Source organism: Sphingomonas hankookensis (assembly GCF_028551275.1).
Taxonomy (GTDB): Bacteria; Pseudomonadota; Alphaproteobacteria; order Sphingomonadales; family Sphingomonadaceae; genus Sphingomonas; species Sphingomonas hankookensis_A.
Genome location: NZ_CP117025.1, coordinates 664,008 through 675,000 on the forward strand (window position 1 = coordinate 664,008; position 10,993 = coordinate 675,000).

Consider the following 10,993-nt stretch of genomic DNA (forward strand, 5'->3'; position numbering starts at 1 on the left):
CTCTCGACGGACACTTCTCGACAGGCTCGAAGCTGCTCGAACCGAACGGGGTGTGGCTGGAAGGGGTTCAGCGTCGTGGATAGCCAAGCCGATGGGCGATCCGGCCTGCACAGAGGCCGGTAACGCAGTAGCCGATAAAGTCGAGCGGTTCGTCGAACCAGCGGGCTCCCGGATCGCCGACGATCGCCATGACCGCACCGATCAGGGCGCCGGCGATCAGCCCGAAACGCAGCGCGTCGCGTTGGCGCTGTCGCTCCGACCGTATCGCAAAGTCCCATAGCGGCAGCCCGAGCATCAGGCAGATCGGCACGGCGATGAACGATCCGAAGACGATCCCGAACAGCCCCAACCGGATCAGTCCGGGAAGGCGGCCGTCGACAACCGGTCGATGGTCGATGACCTCGCGCAGTCCCCAGGCGGTAACCAGTATGGCAACGGCCGCAATGGCCGCCACGGTGACCGATGCGATACGTCGGCAGATCGACGGCGCGGCGACGCTCACGCGATCCTTTCCACCACCGTTGCGCCGTGCACTCGCCGCAACCCGGCGCGAGGCGGCAGGTCGGCCGGTTCGTTCAGCGCGCTGACCCAGCCGACGCGCCGCAGCGCCAGCAACAGCCACCAGCCCGGATCATGCTGACCCGGCAGGACACCCAGCCTCACCGATTCGGGAAAGGCATGGTGGTTGCCGTGCCACGCTTCGCCAAAGGTAATGAGCGCGGCGACGGGAAGGTCGTGGCCCTGTACCCCCGCGCCGTCGATCACCCAGCCCTGCGGCCCGGTCCGGTGGGTGATGTGGCCGACCAGCCAGTGGCCGGTGACGCCGACCGCGACTCGGGCGGCCACGCCCCACACCAGCCACGGCATCCCGCCAACGGCGAAGAACAGCAGCGCCCAGGGGAGTTGCTGCGCCATCCAGCTCGCCTCCAGCCAGCGCAGGAACCGGTCGTCACGCAGGCGGGCTTCGGGGACGAAGCACGGCGGATGGTCTAGGTCGAGCCGGCAATGCATTTGCCACCACGCATCCTGCAGCATCGGCGCGCGATGGGCGTGGAGCGGGTGGCATTCGGGCTGACGTTGCGCCCAGTCGCGCATGTCGTGCAGCCGGACCATGCCCAGCGGCCCGGCCATGCCGACCAAGGTACCGAGATAGACCAGCAGCCGTTCCAGCCACAGCGGTGCGACGAAGCTGCGGTGGATCAGCAACCGGTGCAGCCCGACCGAATGGCCGGCACACAGCGTTACCGCGCTGGTGCCGAGGAACAGCAGCACGCTGCCGAAGGTGGTGTGGAACGGGACAAGGGTGAGCGCGGCGAGCGTCATGCCGCCGATCCACAACGATCGTCCGGGCGCCCAGCGGACCCGCCCGTGTACGGCGCAGCTGGTTTCGGTAGCCTTCATCCGCAACGTCGAGCAATCAGCCATAACAGAGCCCTTCGATAATTAGGAAATAACCTAAATAACGAAGCATATTTGTCAAGCCGGTGCTCCACGCCTATCTATCGCTTCATGCAGCGCGTGTTCGAAGCATTGGCGTCGGTCCCCCGGCGCAAGATCCTCGCCTATCTGGCGCATGCCGAATTGAGCGCGGGCGAGATTGCGGCGCGGTTCGACATGTCGAAACCGTCGATCTCGCAGCATCTCTCGATCCTAGAATCGGCCGGACTGGTCAGCAGCGAGAAGCGCGGGCAGTTCGTCTATTATCGGCTGGTACCCGACAATCTGACCAACACGCTGAACGGTTTCGTGCAGGAAGTCTGTCCGGTTGCCCGCCCGCTCAAGCGCGAAAGTGCGGCTCGGCGGGACGGCGGGAACCCCGACGCGGCCTGAGCGCGTTGCACGCGCGACGACATGCGAAGGGATTGCCGATGGGAATGCTGCAAAACGGGGTGTGGACCAATGATACGCCGGTCGCGCCGACCGATGCGTCGGGCAATTTCCAGCGGGCGGAGAGCGGGTTTCGCGACTGGCTGACGCGCGACGGGGCGCCGGGGCCGGATGGACAGACCGGCGTTCCGGCGGCGGCGGATCGCTATCACCTCTATGTCAGCCTTGCCTGTCCCTGGGCGCATCGCACGCTGGTCGTCCGGGCGCTCAAAGGGCTGGAGGCGATGCTGCCGGTGACGGTCGTCGGGCCGGTGATGGGCGCGCAGGGGTGGAGCTTTGCCGGGGCATTCGGCGGGACCGGCGATCCGGTCAATGGCGTGGATCACCTGCACCAGCTTTATGCCATGGCCGGTCCGGACATGACCGGGAAGGTCACCGTGCCGGTGCTGTGGGACATGCAGGAGCGGCGCATCGTGAACAACGAATCGTCGGAGATCATCCGGATGCTGAACACCGCGTTCGACGATGTGGGTGCCAGGCCGGGCGACTTCTATCCCGCTGAACTGCGCGACGAGATCGATGCGGTGAACGAGCGGGTCTATGCGACGGTCAATAACGGCGTGTACCGCGCGGGCTTCGCGACGACGCAAGGCGCCTATGACGAAGCGGTCCATGCGCTGTTCGCATCGCTCGATTGGCTGGAGGATCGGTTGACGGGCGAATGGCTGGTCGGCGAGCGGCTGACCGAGGCGGATATCCGGCTGTTCACGACACTGGTGCGCTTCGATCCCGTGTATCACGGGCATTTCAAGTGCAATATCCGACGGCTGGTCGATTATCCGCGGCTGCGCGCGCTGGCCGAACGTATCGCCGCGCTGCCAGGCGTCGCCGACACGATCGACCTCGACCAGATCAAGACGCACTATTATCGCAGCCACAAGGATATCAATCCGACCGGCATCGTGCCGGCCGGCCCGGCGGTGCCGTTCTGAACGGTTCAGGTACGCGCAAGGAGGAGGCGAGAAAGACATGCGCATGATCCGCTGGACACTGCCGCTGGGCCTTGCGCTCGCCACCACCGCCGTCGTGGCCCAGACCGGCGCGCCCCCCGCCGCGCATGTACCGGTCCCGGTCGAGGGCATCTCGGCACGGATCGTCGCACGCTATCCGCATGATCGCGCCGCCTTCACGCAGGGGCTGGTGTGGCATGACGGCAGCCTGTTCGAGAGTACCGGCCAGCCCGGCGTGTCGGACGTGCGGCGGGTGCGGCTGAACGACGGCAAGGTGCTAGCGCGCACGAAGCTGCCGGGATTGCAGTTCGGCGAGGGGCTGGCGGTCGATGGCAAACAGCTGGTCAGCATCACCTGGCAGGACGGGATCGCGCACCGTTGGGACGCACGCACGCTCAAGTCGGTCGGGCGGGCGCGCTATCCGGGCGAGGGATGGGGGCTGGCGAACGACGGGACCTCGCTGATCCTGTCGGACGGGACGCCGACCTTGCGGTTCATGGACCCCAAGACGTTCAAGGAGAAGCGGCGGGTGACGATCACCGCCAATGGCCGCCCGGTGCACAACCTCAACGAGCTGGAGATGATCGACGGCAAGCTGTGGGGCAATATCTGGCACCGCGACTATATCGTGCGGATCGATCCGGCGACCGGCGAGGTCGACGGGCTGGTCAACCTGGCGCCGCTGCGCGCGGAGCTGGGACCGCTCGATCCGGAGGCGGTGCTGAACGGGATTGCGTGGGATGCGGCGGGGAAGCGTTTGTTCGTGACCGGGAAATGGTGGCCGACCTTGTTCGAGATTGCGTTAGAGCCGGTGCCGCAGGGTTGAGCGTATCCCCGCGCACGCGGGGATCCAGGGTCGCATGCGCTGACGTGGGTTCCGCTTGGCTCTGGACCCCCGCCTGCGCGGGGGTACGGTTTCGTCTGTGGGTGAGTTAGCTCACCCATTTCAACAGCGTCGCGATATGGTCGGCCTCCGCCGCCGGCTTGTCGAGCCGGATGCGGCTGATGCGGGGGAAGCGCATTGCGACGCCCGATTTGTGGCGTTTGGACGCGTGGATCGAATCGAACGCGACCTCGAACACCAGGGTCTTTTCCACCTCACGCACCGGGCCGAAGCGGTTGATCGTGTGCTGGCGGACGAAGCGGTCGAGGTCCTTCAGCTCGGCATCGGTGAAGCCGGAGTAGGCCTTGCCGACCGGCAGCAGCTCGCCGCCTTGCGCAGGGTCGGCGGTCCAGCAGCCGAAGGTATAGTCGGAATAGAAGGACGATCGCTTGCCGCTGCCGCGCTGCGCGTACATCAGCACGCAATCGGCGACGAGCGGATCGCGCTTCCATTTATACCACAGCCCGACCCGACGGCCGGCGACATAGGGGGAGTCGCGGCGTTTCAGCATGACGCCCTCGATCGCCGAATCGCGCGCGCGACTGCGGATGTTGGCCAGTTCGGCGAAGTCGGCGGCGTCGATCAGACGGGAGAGGTCGAAAGTCGTCGGGTCGAGGCGGGGGACGAAGGTTTCGAGCCGGGCGCGGCGTTCGTGCCAGGGCCGTTCGCGCAGGTCCTCGGCACCGTCGAACAGGATGTCGTAGAGGCGGACGAAGGCGGGATAGTCGGCCAGCATCGCCTTCGACACGAGTTTCCGCCCCAGCCGCTGTTGCAGCGCGTTGAAGCTGGCCGCGCCGGTGTCGTCGGCGTGGAGCGCATCGCCTTGGCCTTGCCCCCGCACCAGCAACTCGCCATCGAGGACGCCTGGAGTGCGGAACGCGGCGGCGACTTCGGGAAAGGCGGCGGTGATGTCGTCGCCGGCGCGGCTGTAGAGTCGGGTTTCGCCGCCGACATGGACCAGCTGCACCCGGATGCCGTCCCATTTCCATTCGGCGGCATAGTCGGCAAGGTCGACCACGCCGTCGTCGAGCGGATGGGCGAGCATGAACGGGCGGAACACCGGCAGGTCGGCGGCATGCGGCTGTTCGGCGCGACCCTCCGCCCAGTCGAACAGTTCGGTGTAAGGCGGGGCGAGGCCGTGCCACACCTCCTCCACCGCATCGACGTCGAGACCGAACGCCTGCGCCAGCGCGGTCTTGGCGAGGCGGGCGGACACGCCGACGCGCAGGCCACCGGTGGCGAGCTTGAGCAGGGCAAAACGTTCGTCCGACTCGAGCCGGTCGAGCATGGCGGCCAGCGCGCGCGGCGCGTCGGAGCGCGACAGGCTGCGCAGCCGGGTGACGACGGTATCGAGCGTCAGCGGATCGGCATCGGTCACGCTGCCCGGCGGCGGTTCGGGCCAGAGCAGCGCGACGGTTTCCGCCGTGTCGCCGACGAAGTCGCGACTCATCGCGAACAGCACCGGATCGGTCCGTTCGGTGATGAGCGCGCGGATCGCGGCGGACTTGACCGCCGGCAGGTCAAGGTCGCCGGTCAGCGCGGCGATCGCCCAACCCCGGTCGGGGTCGGGCGTCTCGCGCAGATACGTGCCGATCAACGCCAGCTTGGCGTTGCGCGACCGGGTATAGATCAACCGGTCGAGCAGATCGGCAAAGGCGCGCATCGCTGGCGGCTTCAGTCGATCGCGTTCTTCACGCCCTTGCCGGCGAGCAGACCCAGCACGAGCAATATGGCGAAGATGGCGATGGCGACGAAGAACAGGATCTTGGCGATGCCGACGAACGCACCACCGACGCCGCCGAAGCCCAAGGCGCCCAGCACCAGACCCAGTACCAGGAAGATGACGGCCCATTTCAACATGTCGGTGCTCCGGCTTGACGGGGGGCAGGATCGCCCTGTTCCCAGAAGCGCGTGGGGGGCAGGTGCGGTTCCGGATGCGACAAAAAGCCCGCCGGTGCGGATGGCACCGGCGGGCCCTGGCATGGTCCGGCGGGAAGGGATCAGCCCTTGCGCGCGGCTTCGAACAGGAACCAGGCGCGCTCTTCGGCTTCGTCGATCCAGTCGTCGGCGAGGCTGCTGGTGGCGGTGTCGCCGGCATCCTCGGCGGCTTCGCGGGCTTCGCGCAGGCGTTCGACCAGCTTGAGATTGTCGTCGCGCAGCTCGGCGAGCATGTCGTCGGGCTTCACGAAATCCTTGTCATTGTCCTTGATCGCGGTGCGGCGCGAAATGTCGCCGATCGAGCGCAGCGTGGTGTTGCCGGTCTTGCGCACGCGCTCGGCAATGACGTCGGTTACCGCGAGGATCTGCGACGCCTGATCGTCGAGCATCAGGTGATAGTCGCGGAAATGCGGGCCGAAGACGTGCCAGTGGAAATTCTTGGTCTTGAGATAGAGGGTGAAGCAGTCGGCCAGGGCGGCGTTCAAGCCATCGGCGACGCTGGCGACCTTGTTGTTGGGGAGGTCGGTCGGCGTGTCGAGCGCGGGGTTGGTCACGGGATTTTCTCCGGCTGGATATGATTCGGTTCAGCAACGATTGCGGTGCCGAATCTTTCCCGCGCTGTCGGTTCAAAAAAATCGGTCGGCCTGATCGACCGGCTGGATCACAGCAGGCGGAGCGCGCCAAGGCCGATGATCGCGCCGCTCAGCAACAGCAGTCCCGCCACGACCGGCCGGATCACGCGGAACGGCAATTGTTGCCAGCCGCGTTCGCCCAGCGTCGCGGCGGCGCTGCACAGGGCGATGGTCGCCAGCGTCGCGCCGATGGTGCCCGCCACCGGATCGGGCGTGCGGGCGACCAGCGCGAAGACGAGGAACTGGGCACGGTCGCCCAGCGCCAGGATGCCGATCCCGAGGAAGCCGGTCAGCCAGCCGGGCAGCCGCCAATGATCGAGTCGGTCCTTGATCCGCGCCGGGAACAGCGCCGCCCCGCCCGCCGAGAGCAAGGCGAGCGCCAGCAACAGACTGCGCGCATTGGGGGTGAGATAGGGCGCGACCAGCATGCCGCCGACCGCCGCCAGCGCGAAGCCGATCGCCTGCGCGACGAGGCCGGCGGTGGTCGCCGCCGATCCGTGCCGGTCGGCGAGGATCGCGCTCAACAGTGCCGGACGATCGCCGACTCCCGCCAGCAGGACCGCGACCAGCGCGGGAACGAGCGGGTCCATGCGTGTCGTGGTTCAGCCGGCGAGGCGTACCGAACAGGCGGCGGCATAGGCCTGCGCCGTCGCGACGTCGCTGCGCCCGCAGCGAACCGCGTCGCGGGCCAGCGCCGTCCATTCCTGCAGCGAGGCACGCTCGCCGCGCGCGATGGCGGCATCGACCAGCGCGAGGACCGACAGCGCCGGCAGGCTCGATTCGGCGGTGGCGATGGCGCGAATCGCCTCGATCTCGGCATAGGGATGGGTCGCGCCGCCCCGGGTCATCGCCCGTTCCGCATCGATATGCACCGACTCGATCCGCATTGCCGTCTCCTTCATCCTCTTGAATCCCAACCTGCAATGCAGAGGTTACGTTCCGATGAAGGCGTCCAGCCTTGACTCGGGCGCGCGATTGCCGCATGCGCCCCCAACTTGCAGCAGCCCGCGTCGTGGCGGGTCGCTTTCCATTGTCATTTGCGGGCGTCATGCCCAAGGGGTTTTTGGGTCATGGCAAAGCCGACCACCGTCAAGATCAAGCTCGTCAGCTCGGCCGATACCGGCTTCTTCTATGTCACCAAGAAGAACCCGCGCAACCAGACCGAGAAGCTGACCTTCCGCAAGTACGACCCGGTCGTGCGCAAGCATGTCGAGTTCAAGGAAGCGAAGATCAAGTAAGCGCGTCCGGCCCGCAGCCGGGCCGATTCGTTTCGCGAAAACCCGCCGGGGGCTGAGGCTCCCGGCGGGTTTTGCGTTTTGGGGCGGTTGCGATTTTGGTCCTTCCCTATCGTCACCCCGGGCTTGACCCGGGGTCCCGCTTCTTCTTCTTCTTCTGGCGTCGGAGAGAAGCGGGACCCCGGGGCAAGCCCGGGGTGACGCGGGATGGGCGCGCGAACTGCGCGCCACGAAGCGCTTATGGACTCCTGCCTTCGCGAAAGTGACCAACCGGACGCCTACTCCCGCGGATCCCGCCCCGGATCGCGCTCGGCATTGAACGAATCGACCGCGGCGTCATGACCGGAGCCGTTGCTCAGGAACACCAGCGCCATCAGCACACCGCCCAGCATCACCGATCCGCCGACCCCACCCAGCGTCGCGGCGGCGATGATCCAGTTCATCGACCCGATCCACCACCAGATGCCGCCCAGCGCGACCAGTGCGGCGACGATCGACACGCCACCCATGATCTTGAGCAGCCAGCGAAACCGCGCCCACGCGAACGCGGCATAGTCGGGGTCGTCCAGATCGTTCGCCATGGCTTTTCATTGGGCGCGAAGCGTGGAATTCTCAACCCCATGGACGCGATGCGGGAGGGAACCGCCGCGCAGGAGGAGAGGGCGATGACGATCGCGGCGATTTCGGGCGGGCGGGACGTGGTGTCGGTCGGGGCCGACATGCCGGTGCGCGAGGTGGTGGCGTTGCTGACGCAGCATCGCATCGGCGCGGTGCCGGTGCTGGTCGACAATCGGGTCGCCGGCATCTTTTCGGAACGCGACGTGGTGCACGCGCTGGTCGAGGTCGGTGCGGACGTGCTCGAAATGGCGGTCGGCGAACGGATGAGCAGCCCGGTGGTGACCGTGCCACCCTCCGCATCGATCCTCGGCGCATTGTCGCTGATGACGCAGCGACGCATCCGTCACCTGCCGGTGGTCGAGCGCGACGCGCTGGTCGGGTTCGTGTCGATCGGCGATCTGGTCAAGCATCGCATCGACGGGATCGAGGCGGAGGCGAACGCGATGCGCGCCTATATCCAGCAGGCGTAAGTGCGCGTTGACCGGCGGTTAAGGCGGCAGCGATAGAGCGGCATCATGGCAACTCCCTCGCTCGCCGAACATCTCAACTGGCACGTCAAGCAATGGCTGCACCGCCGGCTGGCACGGCGCGTGCTCGCCACCCCGCCGATCGCGACGGGCGACGATGGCGTGATCCTGTTCTCGATGATCGGGACGGCGGTGCTGCTGCCCTATCTGGTCGCGGTGAAGTCGCTGCTGCAACGGCTCGGGCGCGGGCGGGTGGTCATCCTCGACGACGGGACGCTGACCGCCGCCGACCATGCGGTGCTGGCGCATCATCTGAACCGTCCGCGCATCATCGCGATCGGTGATGTCGATACCGGGCCGTGTCCGCGCGGCGGGACATGGGAGCGGTTGCTGACCATCCTCGACCTGCGCAGCCGTGCCTATGTGATCCAGGTCGATTCGGACACGGTGACGCTGGGCGACCTGCACGAGGTGCGCGCGGCGATCGATGCCGGGCGTGATTTTACGTTGCGCGGCGAGGCGAGCGCCGAACGCCGCACCGCGTCAGAGCTGGCGCGCGATCGGGCCGGCGTCGATCCGCGCGCGGCGGGGCTGCATGTGCAGGACGCGGCGGAGGCGGCGATCGGATCGGTAGAACTGCCGGGGCATGGGCCGCTCCATTATGTGCGCGGCTGTTCGGGCTTTGCCGGTTTTGCGCCGGGCGGGCCGGGGCGCGAAATGGCCGAAGGTTTCTCGCTGGCGATGGACGCGGCGATCGGCCGGGCGAGCTGGTCGCGCTGGGGCAGCGAGCAGGTGACGTCGAACTTCGTCGTCGCCAATGGCCGCGATCCGCTGCTGCTGCCGTACGACCGGTATCTGAACTTCTGGAATGCGGCGCTGTTCGGACGGGCGACATTCGCGACCGATCCGGCGTTCGTCCACTTCATCGGCACCTATCGCTTCCATGGCGACGCCTATCTGGCGGCGACTCGTACCGCGATCGAACGGCTCAGGACCGCCTGAGCATCGCCCAGGCGTCGAGCACCGCGCTGCGGGCGAAGAGCCACAGGCTGCCGGCATAGACCGCGCCGCCGACCACCACCGGCAGCGCCAGCATCGGCACCGGCGACAGCGGCCCGGCGGCATGGACGGCCAGGGTTACGGCACCCGCCATCGCCGCCCCTGCGCCGAACGCCGGCGCCACCGCGCGGGCGAAGGCTCCCACCGACAACCCGATGACCGGCAGCGCCCGCGCGGCGACGATCGCCAGCAGGATCGGATGCGCGACGATCCACGCTCCGGCCACGCCCTCGATCCCGAACCGCGCGCCGATCAGGAAGGCGATCGGCAGGACGATCGCACCGATCGCGGTCGTGCCGGCGGTGGTGCCGGGCTTGCCCATCGCGTCGACTGCCGGAGGGAAAAGCGCTTGCAGCGTCATGAACGGCATGGCGATGCCGAGCAGGGTCACCAGCGGCGCGGCCTCCGCCCATTGCGGCCCAAGCGCGATCGCCACCGCCGGTCCGGCGGTCACCGCCAGGCCAATGAAGAAGGGTACTGCGACCAGCATCAGCACCCGCACCGACCGGACGAACCCGTTCGCGACCGCCGCCGGATCGTCGCGCATCCGGGCATAGGCGGAGAAGGCGACCTCGTTGATCGGCGGCACGACCTTGTTGGTGAAGATCTGGGTCAGGAACAGCGCGGTGGTGTAGATACCGACCGCATGCGCGTCGAAGAAGCGCCCGGCAACGAGGATATCGGCCTGGCTCTGGGCGAAGCTCAGCAAACTCGCGCCCGCCACGATCCCGCCATAGCGGGCGAGATGGCCCGCACCGCGAAAGTCGAAGCTCGGCCACATCCAGGCACGGGCGGCGATCATCAGCCCGATCGCACGCGTCGCGAACAGGGTGGCGGGCGCCAGCACCAGCGTCCACACGCCAAGGCCGGCATAGGCCCCTCCGATCGCCGCCAGCGCTCCGGCGAGCGACGACAGCAGATTGACCTGCGCCTGCCGATGGAAATCCATCCGCCGCGCCAGTAGCGCGTAGGCAAAGGAGCTGAACGGCGTGGTGAGGTACAGAAGGGCCTGCACCCGCAACAGGTCGGCGACGAACGGCTCGCGATAATAGGCGGCGGCCAGCGGGGCGAGGGCGAACTGCACGCCGCCCAGCACGATGTTGAGCAGCAGCAGCATCCCGAACACCTGCCGCTCCTCGCGACGCGAGACATTGCCATGCTGAATCAGCGCATTGGCTAGGCCATGGCCGTTGAGCATGTTGAGCAGCAACAGCACGACCCCGGTCATCGCGACCAGTCCATAGTCGCCCGGCGTCAGCAGCCGGATGACGAGGAAGGTCGACGCCCACGACACGATCTGCCCGACAATCTGGCTTCCCGAACG

The 10,993-nt window shown here is 67.4% G+C and carries 15 protein-coding genes (1 of these 15 running past the window's edge); 6 read left to right on the top strand and 9 right to left on the bottom strand.

Features of this window, described 5'->3' with window-relative positions; translation table 11 throughout:
• Positions 1–67: 67 nt before the first annotated feature.
• Positions 68–502 (bottom strand): hypothetical protein, encoded by a 435-nt coding sequence (locus tag PPZ50_RS03265; RefSeq protein ID WP_066692976.1) that lies wholly within the window; start codon positions 500–502, stop codon positions 68–70.
• Positions 499–1,425 carry an acyl-CoA desaturase gene (locus PPZ50_RS03270; protein ID WP_066692973.1) on the bottom strand — a complete coding sequence of 309 codons (927 nt, stop codon included), beginning with the start codon at positions 1,423–1,425 and terminating at the stop codon, positions 499–501. Before PPZ50_RS03270 ends, PPZ50_RS03265 begins: the two co-directional genes overlap by 4 nt.
• 84 nt (positions 1,426–1,509) lie before the next feature.
• On the opposite strand from PPZ50_RS03270, the gene PPZ50_RS03275 reads away from it, so the two are divergent.
• The 3 genes from PPZ50_RS03275 to PPZ50_RS03285 are packed head-to-tail and all read left to right on the top strand — an operon-like array spanning position 1,510 to position 3,663.
• Complete coding sequence (locus PPZ50_RS03275; protein ID WP_066692971.1) at positions 1,510–1,830, top strand: metalloregulator ArsR/SmtB family transcription factor; 321 nt, start codon at positions 1,510–1,512, stop codon at positions 1,828–1,830.
• A 38-nt stretch (positions 1,831–1,868) separates the two neighbouring features.
• Positions 1,869–2,819, top strand: a complete 951-nt coding sequence (locus PPZ50_RS03280; protein WP_066692969.1) for a glutathione S-transferase family protein — start codon at positions 1,869–1,871, stop codon at positions 2,817–2,819.
• Positions 2,820–2,862: 43 nt separating this feature from the next.
• Complete coding sequence (locus tag PPZ50_RS03285) at positions 2,863–3,663, top strand: glutaminyl-peptide cyclotransferase (protein ID WP_126014374.1); 801 nt, start codon at positions 2,863–2,865, stop codon at positions 3,661–3,663.
• Positions 3,664–3,769: 106 nt separating this feature from the next.
• Here PPZ50_RS03285 and PPZ50_RS03290 read toward each other — a convergent pair whose 3' ends face one another.
• From PPZ50_RS03290 to PPZ50_RS03310, 5 genes are all read right to left on the bottom strand, one after another.
• Positions 3,770–5,383, bottom strand: a complete 1,614-nt coding sequence (locus PPZ50_RS03290) for a cisplatin damage response ATP-dependent DNA ligase (protein WP_066692967.1) — start codon at positions 5,381–5,383, stop codon at positions 3,770–3,772.
• An 11-nt stretch (positions 5,384–5,394) separates the two neighbouring features.
• Positions 5,395–5,580: a DUF1328 family protein gene (locus PPZ50_RS03295; protein WP_066692965.1), complete on the bottom strand. Its 186-nt coding sequence runs from the start codon at positions 5,578–5,580 to the stop codon at positions 5,395–5,397.
• 140 nt (positions 5,581–5,720) lie between these two features.
• Complete coding sequence (locus PPZ50_RS03300) at positions 5,721–6,212, bottom strand: Dps family protein (RefSeq protein ID WP_272815708.1); 492 nt, start codon at positions 6,210–6,212, stop codon at positions 5,721–5,723.
• A 107-nt stretch (positions 6,213–6,319) separates the two neighbouring features.
• The gene (locus tag PPZ50_RS03305) at positions 6,320–6,880 is read right to left on the bottom strand and encodes a TMEM165/GDT1 family protein (protein WP_066692962.1); all 561 of its coding nucleotides are present in this window, start codon (positions 6,878–6,880) and stop codon (positions 6,320–6,322) included.
• 12 nt (positions 6,881–6,892) lie between these two features.
• Positions 6,893–7,177 carry a hypothetical protein gene (locus PPZ50_RS03310; RefSeq protein ID WP_066692959.1) on the bottom strand — a complete coding sequence of 95 codons (285 nt, stop codon included), beginning with the start codon at positions 7,175–7,177 and terminating at the stop codon, positions 6,893–6,895.
• Positions 7,178–7,360: 183 nt separating this feature from the next.
• On the opposite strand from PPZ50_RS03310, the gene rpmG reads away from it, so the two are divergent.
• Positions 7,361–7,528: a 50S ribosomal protein L33 gene (rpmG, locus tag PPZ50_RS03315; RefSeq protein ID WP_055757016.1), complete on the top strand. Its 168-nt coding sequence runs from the start codon at positions 7,361–7,363 to the stop codon at positions 7,526–7,528.
• 275 nt (positions 7,529–7,803) lie between these two features.
• Here the strand turns inward: rpmG and PPZ50_RS03320 are convergent, their stop codons facing one another.
• Entirely contained in the window at positions 7,804–8,106 is a 303-nt protein-coding gene (locus PPZ50_RS03320) for a hypothetical protein (RefSeq protein WP_066692954.1), read from the bottom strand.
• 84 nt (positions 8,107–8,190) lie between these two features.
• Here PPZ50_RS03320 and PPZ50_RS03325 point away from each other — a divergent pair, with 84 nt between their 5' ends.
• On the top strand, positions 8,191–8,613 hold the full coding sequence (locus tag PPZ50_RS03325) for a CBS domain-containing protein (RefSeq protein ID WP_066693016.1): 423 nt from the start codon (positions 8,191–8,193) through the stop codon (positions 8,611–8,613).
• A gap of 45 nt (positions 8,614–8,658) precedes the next feature.
• A complete protein-coding gene (locus PPZ50_RS03330; protein ID WP_066692951.1) occupies positions 8,659–9,612 on the top strand; it encodes a hypothetical protein in 954 nt (317 codons plus the stop codon).
• Here PPZ50_RS03330 and PPZ50_RS03335 read toward each other — a convergent pair.
• A protein-coding gene (locus PPZ50_RS03335; protein WP_066692945.1) for a lipopolysaccharide biosynthesis protein crosses the window boundary here: on the bottom strand, positions 9,599–10,993 show its 3' portion. Its footprint extends 75 nt past the window's final position; the window shows 1,395 of its 1,470 coding nt (coding positions 76–1,470); its start codon lies beyond the right edge, outside the window; the stop codon is at positions 9,599–9,601. The two genes, PPZ50_RS03330 and PPZ50_RS03335, sit on opposite strands and share 14 nt — an antisense overlap.